This window comes from Streptococcus sp. 27098_8_186 (genome assembly GCF_041432055.1).
GTDB lineage: Bacteria > Bacillota > Bacilli > Lactobacillales > Streptococcaceae > Streptococcus > Streptococcus dentalis.
This window is the reverse complement of the sequence record NZ_JAPVYV010000004.1, coordinates 117,410-135,723: the sequence shown is the minus strand read 5'-3', so window position 1 is coordinate 135,723 and position 18,314 is coordinate 117,410. Positions and strand designations below refer to the sequence as shown.

The window sequence follows — 18,314 nt, the reverse complement described above, 5'->3', positions numbered from 1 at the left end:
GATCAAACATCGGCTCTCTTCTTATAGGGATATGGTATAATATAGCTAGTTTAATAAAGGAAAGAGGCAGTATATGTCAAAATTTAAACGCATGCACTTAGTTGTGCTGGATTCAGTTGGGATCGGTGCTGCACCAGATGCCAATAACTTTGTCAATGCAGGTGTTCCAGATGGAGCATCTGATACTTTGGGCCACATCTCTAAAACCGTCGGCTTGAATGTACCAAACATGGCCAAAATCGGTCTTGGAAATATTCCTCGTGAAGTACCATTGAAGACGGTGCCAGCTGAAAGCAACCCAACTGGGTATGCGACAAAATTGCAAGAAGTCTCTCTTGGGAAAGACACCATGACTGGTCACTGGGAAATCATGGGGCTCAACATTACAGAACCTTTTGATACCTTCTGGAATGGATTCCCAGAAGAAATTATTACAAAGATTGAAGAATTCTCAGGACGTAAGGTCATTCGTGAAGCTAACAAGCCTTATTCTGGTACAGCAGTCATCGATGACTTTGGACCACGTCAAATGGAAACTGGTGAGTTGATTATTTATACATCAGCAGACCCTGTGCTTCAAATCGCGGCTCACGAAGACATTATTCCTTTGGATGAACTCTACCGTATCTGTGAATATGCTCGTTCTATCACTTTGGAACGTCCAGCTCTTCTAGGCCGTATCATTGCGCGTCCTTATGTTGGGGAACCTGGAAACTTCACACGTACAGCCAACCGTCGTGACTTGGCTGTTTCACCATTTGCGCCAACTGTTTTGGATAAGTTGAACGAAGCGGGTATCGATACTTATGCAGTTGGTAAGATCAACGATATTTTCAACGGAGCTGGTATCAACCACGATATGGGACACAACAAATCAAATAGCCACGGTATGGATACCTTGATTAAGACCATGGGACTTCCTGAGTTCCAAGAAGGGTTCTCATTTACCAACTTGGTAGACTTTGATGCTCTTTACGGTCACCGTCGCAATGCTCACGGCTACCGCGATTGCTTGCATGAGTTTGACGAACGCTTGCCAGAAATCATTGCAGCTATGCGTGAAGATGACCTCTTGATGATCACGGCAGACCACGGGAATGACCCAACCTACGCTGGTACAGACCATACGCGTGAATACATCCCATTCTTGGCTTATAGCCCATCCTTCAAGGGCAATGGTGTGATTCCAGTCGGACATTTCTCTGATATCTCTGCGACAATTGCAGAGAACTTTGGTGTTGAAAAAGCCATGATCGGTGAAAGCTTCTTAGACAAGTTGAACTAAGATGACACGCTTCGCTCTCCTCGTAAGAGGGATCAATGTTGGCGGGAAAAACAAGGTCGTGATGGCAGAACTTCGAGAGGAGCTTCAAACGATCGGGCTGGATGGGGTAGAGACCTACATCAATAGTGGCAATATCTTCTTTGAATCTGCTGCTTCTAAAGCAGAATTGGTAGATTTGCTGGGACATTTCTTTTGTGATCACTACCCCTTTATCCAGTCTTTTTCTCTCTTTTCAGCTGAGGACTATGCGCAAGAACTCGCTGCTCTACCAGGATGGTGGCAGGAGGATCTGGCCCGCAAGGATGTTCTCTTTTACACAGAAGGCCTCAATCAGGATGCTGTCTGGGAGCTGGTCTCCTCTTTTTCGCTCGGTGATGAAATCATTCATCGTGGGAATCTAGGGATCTACTGGGGCAAATACTCAGAAGAGACCTATACAAAGACAACTTACCACAGACAAGTCCTCAAGATGCCGGATTACCGTCTGTTGACCATTCGCAATGCCAATACATTTGACAAAATTGGCCAATTTTTAAGGAAATCATAAAGGAGATATGCAATGACATTATTAGCAAAAATCAATGAAACAGCTGCTTTTTTGAAAGGCAAAGGAATGGAAGCACCTGAGTTTGGCTTGATCCTTGGATCAGGTCTTGGGGAACTGGCTGAAGAAATCGAAAATCCTGTCGTAGTAGACTACTCTGAAATTCCAAACTGGGGTCGTTCAACGGTTGTCGGACATGCTGGTAAATTGGTCTATGGTGAGCTTGCTGGACGCAAGGTTTTGGCCCTTCAAGGACGTTTCCATTTTTACGAAGGAAACCCACTAGAAGTGGTGACTTTCCCAGTTCGTGTCATGAAAGTTTTGGGCTGTGAAGGGGTTCTTGTTACCAACGCTGCTGGTGGTATTGGCTTTGGTCCTGGTACTTTGATGGCTATCACAGACCACATTAACATGACTGGTCAAAACCCATTGATTGGTGAAAACTTGGATGACTTTGGTCCACGCTTCCCAGATATGTCGAAAGCCTACACTCCAGAATATCGCGAGACAGCTCATAAAGTGGCTGACAAATTGGGTATCAAGTTGGATGATGGGGTTTATATCGGTGTGACTGGTCCTACCTACGAAACTCCAGCTGAAATCCGTGCTTATAAGACACTTGGAGCAGATGCTGTCGGTATGTCAACTGTTCCTGAAGTCATCGTTGCAGCGCATTCTGGCTTGAAGGTTCTTGGTATTTCATGTATTACCAACTTTGCGGCTGGTTTCCAAGAAGAGCTCAACCACGAAGAAGTAGTAGAAGTGACAGAGCGTGTCAAAGACGACTTCAAAGGTTTGCTTAAAGCGATCCTTGCTGAACTCTAATCCAATGAAAGCACGACTCCAAAGTCTGCCCTACGGGCTGAGGTTGCTTCTAGCCACCTTATCATTAGGGATCGGGACGGGTCTGGTCGGAATTGCCTGTCATTATCTACTAGAAGGTGTGCAAGGGCTGGCATTTGGCCAAGCTTCGTCGGATTTACTCCAGCAATTCCAAGAAGCTGGAGGTCTCCGTAGATTTCTGGTCTTGAGTGTGACTGGGTGCTTGGCAGCTGGCTTCTGGTATGTCCTGCAAAGGCGTTATAAGATCCTGTCTATTCGTCAGCAAATTGACTTAGCTGGAGACAGGGATCCAGCGCCCTTAGCCCACCTCCTTCATGCAGGGATGCAGGTGGCGATTGTCGGAGCAGGCGCATCGGTCGGAAAAGAAGGAGCCCCACGTGAGGTCGGGGCTCTTCTAGCTGGTCGCTTGGCGAAGGGATTCTCACTAGCTCTTAAAGAGCGAAAAGTCTTGATCGCCTGTGGGGCTGGAGCTGGTTTAGCTGCGGTCTATCAGGTCCCCTTTGCCAGTAGCTTGTTCGTCTTTGAGACCTTAGGGCTCGCCTACAGTTGGCAGAACTTTCTACTGGTTTTGACCAGTACTTATCTGGCCACCTGGGTCGCTCAGCCCATCGTCGGTCAGAAAGTCATGTATCACCTGTCCGCAGGCTCATGGTCGGCTAGCAGTTTCTTACAGGCTATTGTGATTGCTTTCTTGGTCACTCCCTTGGCTCTGGTCTTTGCTTTCCTCGCCAAGCGGGCTAGTCACAAACGGCGGAAGGACGGGACGATTCTTTGGGCTCTTCCTCTAGCCTTTCTAGTGCTGGGGAGCCTAGTAGCCTTTTTCCCTATCTTTATGGGAAATGGCCAGGTACTAGCGCAAGCCCTCTTGTCTAGTCAGCCGATTCCTTATCTTCCACTGAGTCTTGCAGTGAAGGAGCTTCTGGTTTATCTCCTCTTACGCAATGGTGCTTATGGGGGTACCTTGACACCATCATTTGCCCTTGGGATTGGTTCTGGCTACCTAGTGACCTTGCTTTTGACAGTCCTTGGGATTCATCTGGATCCTGCTCTAGGGATGTTACTTGGAGCGACCGTCTTTTTAGGGACGACCCTAGAAGCTCCTCTGACAGCCATTGCCCTGAGCCTTGGATTTACAGGCCAAACTTGGAATTTGACTATTCCGCTTGTACTTGCGGCTGGTCTGTCTTATGTGATTCGAAAGAGATGGGAGAAGAAATGATGAAGGTACATTTTGTACTGCATGAAACTTTTGAAGTGCCGGGTGCTTATCTAAAATGGGCACAGGAGCGTGGCCATCAAGTGACCACGACCAAAGTCTATGAGAATGAAGCCTTACCAGAGACAGTGGATGAGATCGACTTTTTGATTGTCATGGGAGGTCCTCAATCGCCAGATGAAGATCGAGAAGCTTTTCCATACTACGATCCTCAGGCAGAGATTGAGCTGATTCAAAAGGCCATGAAGGCTGATCGTTATATTGTTGGGGTCTGTCTGGGTGCCCAGCTCTTGTCTGTTGCCTATGGAGCGAAGTATGAGCACAGTCCGGAACGTGAGATTGGGGTTTATCCTGTGACCTTGACGCTTGAAGGACTCACAGATCCGCATGTTGGTGATTTTGGAGAAACGTTTGAAACCGGCCACTGGCATGGCGATATGCCAGGAGTGACAGAAGATGCTGTTGTTCTTGCAACCAGTCAAGGGTGCCCACGTCAGATTATTCGCTTCAGTCCTAAACACTATGCCTTCCAAGCCCACTTGGAATTTGATCCAGAAGCAGTCAATCTCTTGATTGCTGCAGACGGTGAAGTTGTTTTGGAAGAACAAAGTCAAAACCTGACCTTTGTTCAAGAACCTGAAGCCATTCGTGTTTACGATTATCGAGAAATGAATGCTAAACTCTATGCATTTTTGGACTCATTAACAAAATAAAAAATGAAAGGAAGGGCAGTTTGGGTTTGAATTGAACCCGGAATCGCCACGACTTTCAAAACCAAATAATAATTGAACCCGCCCTAAAAGCTGTGTGAAAAAGATCGATTGACTTGCAAGTCCAGTACTTGCTGCGTCCATCCCCTATTTTCACTGTGCTTTTTACGGGCTTGGTATCTTATAGAAAGGTAGAGCATGTGTTCTGATTTGAACACGAGCGGAAAGCTCTCCTAATTACTCAATAAAAAAAGAAAGGATGGGTTTACCGTATTCGCTGAACTGAATACGGGCGGAGAACTGTGTAAAAAAGATAAACTGTCTAGCATCTGCGATGCGTCGTCAGTTTCCTATTTTTACTTTGTTCTCTGTCGCCTGTTCTGTATATAAAAAATGAAAGGAAGGGTAGTTCGGGTTTGAAACTGAACCCGGGCTAGAGGCTGTGTAAAAAAGATAAATCCTCCTAGATGCGATGCATCTTTGTCGGATTTCCTATTTTTACTTTGCCTCTTTAACGCCCTTGGTATCTTATATTATGTCTATCCATATTGCTGCTAAGCAGGGTGAAATTGCTGATAAAATTCTTCTTCCTGGGGATCCTCTTCGTGCGAAATTTATTGCTGAGAATTTCCTTGAAGACGCTGTTTGCTTCAACGAAGTCCGTAACATGTTTGGTTACACAGGGACTTACAAGGGTCACCGTGTTTCTGTCATGGGTACTGGGATGGGGATGCCATCCATCTCTATTTATGCGCGTGAGTTGATTGTCGACTACGGCGTGAAGAAATTGATCCGTGTGGGAACGGCTGGTTCTTTGAACGAGGATGTGCATGTTCGTGAATTGGTCTTGGCGCAAGCTGCTGCAACCAACTCAAACATTATCCGCAACGACTGGCCTCAATACGATTTTCCTCAAATCGCTAGCTTTGATCTTTTAGACAAGGCTTACCACATTGCCAAAGGCCTTGGCATGACGACACATGTTGGTAATGTCTTGTCATCAGATGTCTTCTATTCAAACTATGGTGAAAAGAATATTGAGCTTGGTAAGTGGGGTGTGAAAGCTGTAGAAATGGAAGCAGCAGCTCTCTATTATCTTGCTGCTCAACACCATGTTGATGCGCTTGCGATCATGACCATTTCAGACAGTTTGGTCAATCCAGATGAGGACACAACTGCTGAAGAACGCCAAACTACTTTCACAGACATGATGAAAGTTGGTCTTGAGACCTTGATTGCAGACTAATGGCAAAATTCCTTCATGATGAATGGCTCTACGATCTCCAAAATTATCACTACAGCCGGGCTCTGCGCTCTATCAAGCAGCAGGAAGAAGTACCGGATTTGTTGGTGAGCTTACTGCAGTTAATGGCGGAGCGTCGTGAGCTTAATATCCAACCCGTCATGAATCAAAAGTTGAGAACCGAGTTGCTAGAGGCGACTGGTTTTCAGCTTTTTTGGCATGAAGATCCAGCAGATGAGCAGTTGGCCAACTACCTTTATGACTTAGAGGCGAAGTTGAGAAATGAACAGATTATAGACTTTGTTCGTGCCGTTAGCCCAGCCATCTATCGGATCTTTATGCGATTGATTCAGTTGAAAATTCCTGATATTACCAACTATATCCATAACTCCAAAGAATCGAGTTATGACCGTTGGAAGTTTGAGAGCCTGCATGCGTCCGACAACTCTATCCTGCAGCAATTCCACAGCGAAAGTGTGGTCAATTCGTCCAGTTTGACGGAGTTGATTGTGCAGTTGGATTTGCCAGATAGCGTCAAAGTTGCGACCCAACAATTGCGGGAGTTAGAAAAATCCGTTCGCAATCCCTTGGCACACTTGATCAAGCCTTTTGATGAAGAAGAGCTCCATCGGACGACGGGTTTCTCTTCTCAAGATTTTATGAAAAATTTGATTGACCTTGCAAGCTACACAGGTATCCATTATGATCAAGCTAACTTTTATTTTGATCAGGCCAATGCTGTCATGGAAGAGCTACTAAAGGAGAAGTAGATGGATAAGATTGCTCAACTACAGGAGATGATTGATCAGAGTCATCGGATCGTGTTTTTCGGTGGGGCAGGAGTTTCCACGGAGTCAAATATTCCAGATTTTCGAAGTTCAGACGGTGTCTATAGTGTTCAGGTAGGGCGGCATTTGACAGCTGAACAATTGGTCTCCCATACCATGTTTGAGCGTTATCCTGAGGACTTTTTCGTCTTTTATAAGAAGTACTTGCTATACCCAGATGCCAAGCCCAATGCAGCCCATCGGTATCTGGCTCGGCTTGAAGAGACCGGTAAGCTCAAGGCAGTGGTGACACAAAATATCGATAGTCTGCATGAAATGGCTGGTTCTAAAAAGGCCCTTAAGCTCCATGGCAGTGCCGATCGCAATTACTGTACGGGTTGCCAGCGATTTTATGATTTGGAGGCCTTTCTAGCTTTAGAAGGCCCGGTTCCACATTGCCTGAACTGTGGCAAGGTGGTCAAGCCTGATGTGACCCTCTACGAGGAGCCTCTTGATATGGAGGTCTTTAGCCAAGCAGCCCAAGCCATCCAAGAGGCTGATCTCCTGATTATCGGTGGAACCTCTCTCGTGGTCTACCCAGCAGCTAGCTTGATCCAGTATTTCCGAGGGAAGAAGCTGGTTGTCATCAATAAAACCAGTATCCCACAAGACAAGCAAGCAGACCTGGTTATCGAAGGAAAGATTGGGGAAGTATTTTCACAATTAAGACAATAAAAAATATCTGAGTGAACATGAGACACTCAGATATTTTTTATTTATCAAACTTCACTTCCTCAAGCAAGTATTCGATGAATTTTTCTCCCATTTTTGAGAGGGCTGTTTTTTCATGTTTGATGTAGACCAGCTCGATTGGATCTTCGATATCAAGGGGAATGGAGACGATGTTATTTCCGTTGAGATTGCTGTTGAGGATCCCGGTCGCAATGGTGTAGCCATCCAGACCAATCAAGAGATTAAAGAGGGTAGCCCGGTCACTGACGACGATGGATTTCTTATGATGCTCTTGAGAGAGGATCTCTTCTGAGAAGTAGAAGGAGTTGTGGGTCCCTTGGTCATAGCTAAGGTATGGGAAATCTTCCAGATCTGACAAGTGAACGATCTCTTTCTTGGCAAGAGGATTGGTCTTGCTGACAAAGATATGAGGTTGCGCTGTAAAGAGGTGGGTGGCAATCAGGTGATTATCATCTAGCATCTTAGAGAGGACATCGCGGTTGTAGCTATTCAAAAAGAGTACGCCAACTTCGCTTCGGAAGTTCTTGACGTCATCGATGATCTCCCAAGTCCGCGTCTCCCGTAGGAAGAGCTCGTATTTTTCCATGTCGCTTTTCTTGAGGAGAGAAACGAAGGCCTCAACAACGAAGGCATAGTGCTGTGAAGAGACGCTGAAAAGCTCACGAGAGCCCACAGGATTTTTATAGCGTTCGGACAAGAGGTCGATCTGCTCCACCACCTGGCGGGCATAAGAGAGGAACTCCATCCCATCGCGAGTCAAAGTGATCCCTTTAGGATTCCGGATAAAGATTTCAATCCCCATTTCATTTTCCAAGTCCTTAACGGCATTGGAAAGGCTAGGTTGGGTGATGAAGAGTTGTTTTGCGGCTTCATTCATAGAGCCGGTTTCGACGATTTTGATAATGTATTGTAATTGTTGTATTCTCATGCTTTTATTTTAACATAAAAGAGCGCGTTTTTCCCGTAAAATGTGGTCTTTCAAGGACTGTATCAGAGAATAAGACAGGCTGAGGGAGGTAATAGGAAGTAGGCTAGATCAGATATTTAAAAAATAGAAAATTGGAAACAAAATCTCCATCTGGGGACTGATTTTGATGGAAAAATACAGTTTTGCCTTGCTTAAGGGGTGAGCTGATTGATAGAATGGTAAAAAATTGATTGAGGAGATCTTATGAAAAAACTCGTTTCCTGGTATAAGAAAAAGGATAAGGAATTGGAAAGCCATTTCACAGCCGGTCTGTTGCAGATCAATTTTGTGACCAATGCTTTGATTCTATTGGCCTTTTACATTTATTTTGTTGTTAGTGAGTCGTTCTATGCAATAAAGGATCCATTCATTCAATTTAGTGTTTGGGCTATCATTGCCTTCACGATGGAGATCTTACCCTACGGTCTAACCATTGCCCTCTTTGTTCCCAATATTTTTGTCATCATTTATGGGATCGGCCGGTGGTCTAGCCTCCAATTCAAAGAAGCAGAGGAAGAAACTCTCAAAGATCCGGATTTGTTTGAAGATAGAGGGCCAAAGGAAGGAAAAGGGACAAGAGAAGATGACGCATCTCTTATGAAGGAAAAGCAAGAATCACCTAGTCCTAAGCCTGTCAAAAAGAAAAAGCAACAGCCTACAAGTGTTCTTTGGTTTGGTCTCTTTGGTTGCTTTCTCGAAGCGATTTTCATTTTCATCGTCAAGGATATGACTTTTTACGATTGGAGTGAGAGTTTGATCAATTCTCAGAAGCATGCTCTGATCTGGTCTGGCGCCTATCCGACCTTCTTCACACTGGCAGCTCTTACTTTACTTGCCTTGATTATCTATTCCTACCGGGATGCGAACTCACTTTCGCCGTTAGCAAATATCTTCTGCATCAGTGGCATTCTAGGTGGAGTGGTTCTTCTCTTAGTTTTTGATAATCAACTGCAGGTAGCAAGTTTTCACACCTTTTTCTTACTGATCTATTCCATCCATCTCTTATGGGTTCGCATCAAGGAGTGGCAGGAAGATCGAACAGAGATAAGCTATGAGAATCATCTGCTTCAATGGCTCCATCAGCTCTTAAACAAGTCGCGCAACTGGCCATGGCTAGCGGTCCTTGTCGCTTTTCCAACCCTTGCCTTTGTTGTCCTTGTTCTCATGCTCTTTGGGCAGCAGCCGGATTCCATGATCGAGGCCTGGACCAATACAGCTGACTGGGCTTTCTCACAAAAGATCCCTCCTCAGAATCTTATCATTGATGAGCACTATCTCTGTACGGTTGCGGCTGGTGGGCATGAAAATGTTGTCAAGCCCCAGCGGATGGGAATCCGCCACGGACATCCGGTTGTCGTCAATCGCCAGCTCTGTATCGCCAATGCCTTTGAGCAGGTGTTAGAAGAAAAGACGCCACGATTCCATCGCTTCTTGCGTCGCAATTATGACCGCTATGGCTATCCTTTTGCCAAACATATCAAGAAAAAATGGGCTATGGATGTCATTTACTATCTGATGAAGCCCCTGGAATGGATCTTCTTGTTGGTTCTCTACTTGGTCGATCGCAAGCCTGAAAACCGAATCGCCATGCAATACATCAAACCGATCCCAGAAGATTTTGACCCCCGTAAAGTTTCCTGAGTTTCTGATTTTACTTGACAAGCGAGAAGGAGCGCGATATAATGAGGAAAATTTAACCTTTAAGAGGTCCAGAGAGGCCTGCAAGGAAAGACAGAAAAAAGATCAGTAGACTGTGTCTAGCTGATGATTTGTAGGCCTTGCTTTTGCGAGGTCTTTTTTGCTGATAGAAAGAAGAGGAAATCAATGGTCAGTGACAGTTGTAAAAAACGCTTTGGCAAAATCATGATGGAGGAGATGGAGCTGGTCGCGCAAGAAGAGATCGCCCCGCGCATCTATTCTATGATCTTGAAGGGGGAAATGGTGGCGCAGATGCTTCCAGGTCAATTCCTTCATATCCGCGTCCCTGATGGGTCTAAGCTCCTTCGCCGTCCGATTTCAATTTCTGAGATTGATCCTGAGACACAGACGTGTCGCTTGATCTACCGCATTGAAGGTGGGGGGACAGCTATCTTTTCTCAATTGCCAGTCGGTAGCAAACTCAGCGTCATGGGGCCACAGGGAAATGGCTTTGATCTCACCAAACTCGGCCAAGGTCAGAAAGCCTTGATCATTGGTGGCGGGATCGGTGTTCCTCCTTTGGTCCAAGTGGCCAAACAACTCCATGAGCATGGGGTAGAAGTTGAAGTGGTTGTTGGCTTTGCGACCAAAGAAGCCGTTATTTTGGAAGAAGAGCTTTCTCAGGTTGCTCATGTCACTGTAACGACAGACGATGGGACTTATGGCACTAAGGGCTATGTCTCTACGGTCGTTGAACAGATGGACCAGGAGTTTGACGCTATCTATTCTTGTGGAGCACCAGGCATGCTCAAATATGTCAATACCAAATTCCATGATCATCCCCGCGCTTACATTTCTATGGAATCGCGTATGGCTTGTGGGATGGGGGCTTGCTACGCCTGTGTAGTGCATCTGGAAAATGAAAGCCAAGTAGCTAATAAGCGCGTGTGTGAAGACGGACCGGTCTTTGAAACCGGTACGATTGTGATGTAGGAGGACCTTATGACAGCAAATCGACTAGCCGTATCCTTACCTGGTTTAGACTTGAAAAACCCCATCATCCCGGCATCTGGCTGTTTTGGCTTTGGTCAGGAATATGCCAAATACTATGACTTAGACCTACTTGGATCCATCATGATCAAGGCAACAACTGCTGAGGCTCGTTTTGGAAATCCGACGCCCCGTGTCGCTGAGACTCCTGCAGGCATGCTCAATGCCATTGGCCTCCAAAATCCAGGTGTAGACGTGGTTCTGGCGGAAAAACTTCCTTGGTTGGCCCAACATTATCCGGAGCTACCGATTATTGCCAACGTAGCTGGCTTCTCCAACGAAGAGTATGCAACGGTATCTAGGAAGATCTCGCAAGCGCCAAATGTCAAAGCGATTGAGCTCAATATCTCTTGTCCAAATGTAGACCATGGGAACAATGGTCTCTTAATCGGGCAGGTTCCTGAGTTGGCCTATGCGGCTGTGAAAGCAGCGGTAGAAGCATCCTCAGTCCCTGTCTATGTCAAGTTAACGCCTAGTGTGGCAGACATCACGCAGGTCGCAAGAGCAGCAGAGGATGCAGGAGCGACCGGCTTAACCATGATCAATACCTTGGTCGGGATGCGCTTTGACCTCAAGACTGGTAAGCCCATCATTGCCAATGGAACCGGAGGCATGTCGGGTCCAGCCGTTTTCCCAGTTGCATTAAAACTCATCCGCCAGGTTGCTCAATCCACTAAACTTCCGATTATCGGAATGGGAGGCGTGGATTCAGCAGAAGCAGCTATTGAAATGATGATTGCAGGAGCCTCTGCGATTGGAGTTGGAACCGCTAATTTTACCGATCCTTATGCTTGTCCAACCATCATCGAAGATCTGCCACAAGTCATGGATCACTATGGGATTGATACCCTTGAGAACTTCCGAAAACATGTACGGGAAAATCTACTTTAAAGATCATCAAGACAACAAAAAATGCCTGTTGGCAACAACCCCAACAGGCTACTGAGTAAGTAACAACTTTAAACAACCCTTACTCAGCATATTAAGTATTTTACAGGAAAAAAGATTATCTGTCAAGTTTTTTTTTCATAATTTAGAACTCATTCTAATAAAATTAAAAAAAGACGGATTGAATCCGAATGTTTTGCGATTATTTCTTGACTTTTCTTTAATATCGTACTACAATGTAGAAAAACCTTTAAAGTAGTCCAGAGAGGCTCCTAAGGTCTAGACGGTGAATCATGGTAGTTGTTCTTACCTAATTTTCGTGTAACCTTGCCTCGGGCAAGGTTTTTTTGTGAACAAAATGATCAATCATAAAAAGGAGTAATCCATGCGTGAAGAACGTCCTATTATCGCCCTTGACTTCCCAGCTTTCGAGGATGTCAAACACTTTTTAGAGCATTTTCCAGAAGACGAAAAATTATTTGTAAAAATCGGAATGGAATTTTTCTATGCAGTTGGTCCTGAAATTGTACATTATCTCAAAGGGCTTGGGCACAGCATTTTCCTTGATTTAAAATTACATGATATTCCAAATACAGTCAAATCAGCCATGTCTGTACTCGGTACCTTCGGAGTAGATATGGTGACGGTACATGCAGCTGGTGGTGTAGAGATGATGCGCGAAGCCAAGGCAGCTCTTGGTGAAGGAGCTAAATTGGTAGCCGTGACCCAGCTGACTTCTACCAGTGAAGAAGACATGCGTGATTGCCAAAACATCCAAACAACGGTCCAAGAATCAGTAGTCAATTATGCTCGCAAGGCCCAAGAAGCTGGCTTGGACGGGGTTGTCTGCTCAGCTCATGAAGTGGCCTTGATCAAGGATGCCACTTCATCAGATTTTGTCTGTGTGACACCAGGGATTCGTCCAGCTGGAGCTGAAATCGGTGACCAAAAACGGGTCATGACGCCACAAGAAGCTCATAAAATCGGCTCTGACTATATTGTCGTTGGACGTCCAATCATCCAAGCAGAAAACCCATGGGACGCTTACCATGAAATTAAGAGACAGTGGAATAGTTAAGAACGTCTAAGAAGCTGTGCTTCAAGACGTTCTACGGGAAGACCGATAGGGCCTTCCCTATAAACTATTCACTAACTTAGTTGAAAGAAAATTATCGTTTCTTTCAACTAAGTGTCGGAACTTAAAAAGTCCATGGGACCTTCCCTAACGCATTCACTAGATTTAGAGGATAAAAATAATCGTTTTATCCTCTAAATCGTCGGAATACCAATCGCTACTAAAAGTGGGATTTTTTGTAGCTGTACGGGAAGCCTGATAGGGCCTTCCCTAACGCATTCACCAACCTATAATGTTGTTGTTTAAACCAATAATTGATTTAATTCGTATATGATTAAAATCGTAAAAAGGAGTCGTCATGTCATTAGCTAAAGATATTGCTAGCCATCTTTTGAAAATTGAAGCCGTTTATTTGAAACCAGAAGAACCTTTTACTTGGGCATCTGGGATCAAGTCCCCTATTTATACAGATAACCGTGTAACCCTCGCTTATCCTGAAACTCGTACCTTGATCGAAAATGGATTTGTAGATAAAATCAAGGAAGCTTTCCCTGAAGTAGAAGTGATTGCAGGGACAGCAACTGCAGGGATTCCTCACGGAGCTATTATTGCGGATAAGATGAATTTGCCATTTGCCTACATCCGTAGCAAACCAAAAGACCACGGTGCTGGTAATCAAATTGAAGGCCGTGTACCACAAGGTCAAAAGATGGTCGTAGTGGAAGATTTGATTTCTACTGGTGGATCTGTCTTGGATGCCGTTGCAGCTGCCAAGCGTGAAGGAGCGGACGTCCTTGGTGTCGTAGCTATCTTCACCTACCAATTGGAGAAAGCAGATAAGAAATTTGCGGAAGCTGGCGTTCAACTTGAAACCTTGTCTAACTATACAGAATTGATTCATTTGGCAGAAGAACAAGGTTACATCACCTCTGAAGGATTAGAGTTGTTGCACCGTTTCAAGGAAAACCAAGAAACTTGGCAAAATAAATAATAGGACGGAAGCGTTTCTAACGCTTCTTTTTTATACTCTTTTCACTAGTTGGTGGTGAACTTGAAACTCAAAGTAAAATCCGATATATTAGTAGTAATTGTTTTTATGGATGAAGGAAAAACTATGTTTAAGGTAGTATAAGATGACAAAAGAACATTATTTGCAAATGAAGAAGCAGGATCGGGTCTGGTTTACCGTTAATATCATCATAACTATGATATTTCACCAACCTACATGATTTCGTACCACCCCAAAACAGCAGAATTGCTGTTTTTTTGATATAATGGACCTATGTTATCGAAAAGTAAACGTATTCTATTTGGGATGCTTCATGTTGTCATGTTGCTAGTGATGGTCCACTGGTTCTTGATTAGTGTAACCTATCTAAGAGAGATTTCATGGCTAGCCATTTTAGGTGCTGGATTGCTATTTCTGCTAGCCTGGCTGAAACGCGATGGTCTAAAGAGTGCCTTTGCTTGGTTGACCCGACACAAAAAAGGCTTCTTGCTTGGAGCGGTTGTCTTTCAGTTGATTGTCATGGCCTGTGCGGAGCTCTTTATCCGTCGGGATGCTGCGGTTGTTTTCAAAGGGGCATTTGATCTTCTTAAGCAATCCTCTATCACCAACTACCTCAGTCGCAATCCCAATAACATTCCGCTCTTTCTTTACGAGAAGTTTTTCTATGTCTTATTTGGCTCTAGCGGTCTGTGGGTCATGCAGGCTCTCAATATCCTCTATGTTAATCTGGGAGCAGTCCTCTTGTATAAGCTATCTCAGAAGCATTTCAATCAAAAAACAGCTGATCTGGTCTATCTCTTCTATGTGAGCTTGATCTGTTACTCGCCGTATTTCTATTCCATGTACACGGACATTCCGCCTCTTCCATTGATTGCTCTTCAATTGTGGTGGGCCTTGGATCTCTTGAAGGAAGATCAAGCAGGCTCCTGGAAGAAGATTGTTGGCTTGGGAATCTTATCTGGCGTGACCATGTTGATCCGTCCAACGACGATTATTGTCATGATTGCCTTTTGGGCTGTGCTCTTCTTCAGAGGAAATTGGAAGGCCTTTGGCAAGATTGCTACGGTGACAGTCATGACGACAGGCTTTGTCTTTGCAGGATTGAATACAGCGGTCAATCATCAAAGAGTTGTGCCGATCTTGAAACAAGAAGGGTTGGCTAAAGGACCGCTCTTGTTTATCAATCTGGGATTGACGGATATGGGTCATAACCAAGAAGATATGAAAGAGGGATTGTTGGCCTATATCGATGAGGACAAGCGCTCAGATTACAACAATGGCCTCTTTAAAAAGGAAAATGTGATCAAAGAAATCAAGCGCCGTCTCAAGGAATATGGACCTTTAGGTTTGATCGGTCATATCTACTACAAGCAATCCTTGACGGTAGCAGAAGGGACCTTAGGTTGGCTTTATCGTGACGTAGAGTATGAGAAGACGCCTTTGATTAACCCTCTCTATGCACCCCTGACTAAAAATAATGGTCTGGCAAAATGGGTGCGGACCTATTTCCTTAGCATTGATCGCCCGCAGTACAAGTATTATGAATTTGTCAAGCAGGTGATCTGGATTGTCCTATCGGCTGGTTTGGTTGGAGCTTATCTCAAACGTCGAAATACAGATGACTTTAACTTCCTTTCCTTAGCGGTCTTTGGTGGCTTGCTCTTCTTAACCATCTTTGAAGGTGGGAAGACCCGTTACCTCATCCAATTCTTACCGCAAATTTTACTAGTCGCTTCGATCGGTCTAGCAGGATTTACCAAGAAGGAAAATACCTAAAAGCTCCTGCTTGTTTGACAGGCAGCAATAGAGGTTGGACAAAAATGTCCAGCCTCTTTTTTATCCAGTAGATCTGCGCCAAATGTGGTATAATGGAAGGTGAGAATTTATTGGATAGCGGAGAGTTTCCATGCAGCATTCACCCTGGCATGAAGCCATCAAATCCCATCTTCCAGAAGGGTATTTTCACCAGATCAATGACTTTATGAATGAAGTCTATAGCAAAGGAGTGGTTTATCCACCGCGTGACAAGGTCTTTAAGGCCTTGCAGACGACAGAGATGGATCATGTCAAGGTCTTGATCTTAGGCCAAGATCCCTACCATGGACCGGATCAAGCGCAGGGCTTAAGTTTTTCTGTTCCAGATCATGTACCAGCGCCGCCTTCTTTGCAAAATATTCTCAAAGAATTACGCTCAGATATTGGAGAGAAGAGGTCGCATGATCTGACCTCTTGGGCGGAGCAAGGGGTGCTCTTGCTCAATGCCTGCTTGACGGTGCCAGCTGGTCAGGCTAATGGCCATGCTGGTCAAATTTGGGAGCCTTTCACAGATGCTGTGATCAAGGTGGTCAATGAGTTGGAGGAGCCTGTTGTCTTTATCCTCTGGGGATCTTATGCCCGTAAGAAAAAGCCTCTGATTACCCACGATCGACATTTAGTCCTTGAATCAGCTCACCCAAGTCCCTTATCGGCCTACCGAGGATTCTTTGGTTCCCAACCCTTTTCAAAAACCAATCAATTTTTGAAAGATTCGGGACGCGAGCCGATTGATTGGTTAAGATAGGAGAAAGAAATGCCACAATTAGCAACGATTTGTTACATTGACAATGGGAAAGAATTTCTCATGTTGCATCGCAATAAAAAGCCCAATGATGTTCATGAAGGTAAATGGATCGGAGTTGGTGGAAAATTAGAACGCGGGGAAACCCCACAGGAGTGTGCTGCGCGTGAGATTTTTGAGGAGACGGGCCTTAGAGCCAAGCCAGTCTTAAAAGGGATCATTACCTTTCCGGAGTTTACTCCAGATTTGGACTGGTACACCTATGTCTTCAAGGTAACAGATTTTGAGGGAGAACTGATCGAGTGTAACGAAGGGACCTTGGAGTGGGTACCTTATGATCAAGTCCTCTCAAAACCAACCTGGGAAGGGGACCACACCTTTGTCGAGTGGTTGTTGGAGGATAAACCCTTCTTTTCAGCAATGTTTCGCTATGACGGCGACCGCTTGTTAGAGTCGCATGTTGATTTTTATGAATAAAGGAGAATGCAATGGTTGTCATTAAAAATGGTCGCGTAATGGATCCTAAGACTGGCTTGGATCAAGTCTGTGATCTTCGCATTGAAGGAAAGAAAATTGTAGAGATCGCTGAAAACCTCCCAACGGATGGACAAGAAGTCCTTGACGCTACTGGTCTGGTTGTAGCTCCTGGTTTGATCGATGTACACGTGCATTTCCGTGAACCCGGTCAAACTCATAAAGAAGACATCCATACGGGTGCCTTAGCCGCAGCTGCTGGTGGTTTTACCCGAGTGGTCATGATGGCCAATACCAATCCGACCATTTCAGATATTACAACTTTAGAGGAAGTCTTAGCTTCTGCAGCCAAGGAAAATCTTCACATTCATACAGTTGCGACGGTAACCAAGAACTTTGACGGTCAACACCTGACAGATTTCGAAGGACTGCTTAAGGCTGGTGCAGTAGGATTTTCAGATGATGGGATTCCCCTTCAAAGCACTAAGGTTGTCCGCCAAGCCTTGGAAGAGGCTAAGCGTCTAGGAACCTTTATTAGTCTGCATGAAGAAGACCCTGAGTTGAATGGCATTCTTGGTTTGAATGAGAACATTGCTAAGGAACACTTCCATGTCTGTGGTGCGACAGGTGTAGCCGAATATTCAATGGCTGCGCGTGATGCCATGATTGCCCATGCGACAGGTGCTCACCTCCATATTCAACACCTTTCCAAGGAAGAAAGTGTCAAGGTGGTGGAATTCGCCCAAGGATTAGGAGCTCATGTGACGGCAGAAGTGGCACCTCAACACTTTTCGAAAACAGAAAGTCTGCTCTTGACTAAAGGAAGCAATGCTAAGATGAATCCACCTCTTCGCTTGGAATCTGACCGTCTAGCAGTGATTGAAGGCTTGAAGTCAGGCGTCATCTCTGTGATTGCGACGGACCACGCGCCTCACCATGCGGATGAGAAGAATGTTCCTGATATTACCAAAGCACCATCTGGAATGACTGGGCTTGAAACCTCACTTTCTCTTGGTTTGACCTACTTGGTGCATGCAGGCCATTTAAGCCTGATGCAATTGCTTGAAAAGATGTCCTATAATCCAGCACGTCTCTATGATTTTGATGCTGGATATATCGCAGTGGATGGACCGGCAGATTTGACCATCTTTGATCCAGAAGCAGATCGTCTGGTATCGGATCATTTCGCTTCAAAAGCGGGCAATTCACCATTTGTGGGTGAAACATTAAAAGGGAAAGTTGCTTTTACAATCTGTGATGGGCAAGTGATTTTTCAAGGATAAGCGATCGTATTC

At 45.0% G+C, this 18,314-nt stretch carries 18 protein-coding genes; 17 read left to right on the top strand and 1 reads right to left on the bottom strand.

All coding sequences use genetic code 11. The features are described from left to right. Positions 1-73 precede the first annotated feature (73 nt). From O3602_RS05740 to O3602_RS05705, 8 genes are all read left to right on the top strand, one after another. Complete coding sequence (locus O3602_RS05740) at positions 74-1,285, top strand: phosphopentomutase (RefSeq protein ID WP_003011617.1); 1,212 nt, start codon at positions 74-76, stop codon at positions 1,283-1,285. A 1-nt stretch (position 1,286) separates the two neighbouring features. Then, positions 1,287-1,832 (top strand): DUF1697 domain-containing protein, encoded by a 546-nt coding sequence (locus O3602_RS05735; protein ID WP_003012286.1) that lies wholly within the window; start codon positions 1,287-1,289, stop codon positions 1,830-1,832. A gap of 12 nt (positions 1,833-1,844) precedes the next feature. Then, positions 1,845-2,654, top strand: coding sequence for a purine-nucleoside phosphorylase (locus tag O3602_RS05730; RefSeq protein WP_003011798.1), 810 nt, complete (start codon positions 1,845-1,847; stop codon positions 2,652-2,654). A 4-nt stretch (positions 2,655-2,658) separates the two neighbouring features. Then, positions 2,659-3,891, top strand: a complete 1,233-nt coding sequence (locus tag O3602_RS05725; protein ID WP_371611321.1) for a chloride channel protein — start codon at positions 2,659-2,661, stop codon at positions 3,889-3,891. Next, on the top strand, positions 3,888-4,601 hold the full coding sequence (locus O3602_RS05720; protein ID WP_003012078.1) for a GMP synthase: 714 nt from the start codon (positions 3,888-3,890) through the stop codon (positions 4,599-4,601). The genes O3602_RS05725 and O3602_RS05720 overlap by 4 nt, the downstream gene beginning before the upstream one ends. A 532-nt stretch (positions 4,602-5,133) precedes the next feature. Continuing rightward, positions 5,134-5,844 (top strand): purine-nucleoside phosphorylase, encoded by a 711-nt coding sequence (gene deoD, locus O3602_RS05715; protein WP_080563352.1) that lies wholly within the window; start codon positions 5,134-5,136, stop codon positions 5,842-5,844. After that, positions 5,844-6,611: a hypothetical protein gene (locus O3602_RS05710; RefSeq protein ID WP_003011895.1), complete on the top strand. Its 768-nt coding sequence runs from the start codon at positions 5,844-5,846 to the stop codon at positions 6,609-6,611. Before deoD ends, O3602_RS05710 begins: the two co-directional genes overlap by 1 nt. Then, complete coding sequence (locus O3602_RS05705; protein ID WP_003011893.1) at positions 6,612-7,343, top strand: NAD-dependent protein deacylase; 732 nt, start codon at positions 6,612-6,614, stop codon at positions 7,341-7,343. Between the two features lie 37 nt (positions 7,344-7,380). On the opposite strand, the gene O3602_RS05700 is transcribed toward O3602_RS05705, so the two are convergent. After that, positions 7,381-8,289 carry a LysR family transcriptional regulator gene (locus O3602_RS05700; protein ID WP_003003594.1) on the bottom strand — a complete coding sequence of 303 codons (909 nt, stop codon included), beginning with the start codon at positions 8,287-8,289 and terminating at the stop codon, positions 7,381-7,383. Between the two features lie 243 nt (positions 8,290-8,532). Here O3602_RS05700 and O3602_RS05695 point away from each other — a divergent pair, with 243 nt between their 5' ends. From O3602_RS05695 to O3602_RS05655, 9 genes are all read left to right on the top strand, one after another. Beyond that, the gene (locus O3602_RS05695) at positions 8,533-9,969 is read left to right on the top strand and encodes a DUF6688 family protein (RefSeq protein WP_003012151.1); all 1,437 of its coding nucleotides are present in this window, start codon (positions 8,533-8,535) and stop codon (positions 9,967-9,969) included. A gap of 183 nt (positions 9,970-10,152) precedes the next feature. Further along, positions 10,153-10,959, top strand: a complete 807-nt coding sequence (locus tag O3602_RS05690) for a dihydroorotate dehydrogenase electron transfer subunit (protein ID WP_155171736.1) — start codon at positions 10,153-10,155, stop codon at positions 10,957-10,959. A 9-nt stretch (positions 10,960-10,968) separates the two neighbouring features. Further along, on the top strand, positions 10,969-11,907 hold the full coding sequence (locus O3602_RS05685; RefSeq protein ID WP_270298386.1) for a dihydroorotate dehydrogenase: 939 nt from the start codon (positions 10,969-10,971) through the stop codon (positions 11,905-11,907). Between the two features lie 382 nt (positions 11,908-12,289). After that, entirely contained in the window at positions 12,290-12,982 is a 693-nt protein-coding gene (gene pyrF / locus O3602_RS05680; protein WP_003011715.1) for an orotidine-5'-phosphate decarboxylase, read from the top strand. 355 nt (positions 12,983-13,337) lie between these two features. After that, positions 13,338-13,970, top strand: coding sequence for an orotate phosphoribosyltransferase (gene pyrE, locus O3602_RS05675; RefSeq protein WP_003003338.1), 633 nt, complete (start codon positions 13,338-13,340; stop codon positions 13,968-13,970). Positions 13,971-14,261: 291 nt separating this feature from the next. After that, a complete protein-coding gene (locus O3602_RS05670; RefSeq protein ID WP_037606570.1) occupies positions 14,262-15,764 on the top strand; it encodes a glycosyltransferase family 39 protein in 1,503 nt (500 codons plus the stop codon). Positions 15,765-15,894: 130 nt separating this feature from the next. After that, positions 15,895-16,548 (top strand): uracil-DNA glycosylase, encoded by a 654-nt coding sequence (locus O3602_RS05665; RefSeq protein WP_270298377.1) that lies wholly within the window; start codon positions 15,895-15,897, stop codon positions 16,546-16,548. 9 nt (positions 16,549-16,557) lie between these two features. Beyond that, complete coding sequence (locus O3602_RS05660; protein WP_003003493.1) at positions 16,558-17,022, top strand: 8-oxo-dGTP diphosphatase; 465 nt, start codon at positions 16,558-16,560, stop codon at positions 17,020-17,022. Between the two features lie 11 nt (positions 17,023-17,033). Then, the gene (locus tag O3602_RS05655) at positions 17,034-18,302 is read left to right on the top strand and encodes a dihydroorotase (RefSeq protein WP_270298376.1); all 1,269 of its coding nucleotides are present in this window, start codon (positions 17,034-17,036) and stop codon (positions 18,300-18,302) included. Positions 18,303-18,314 lie beyond the last annotated feature (12 nt).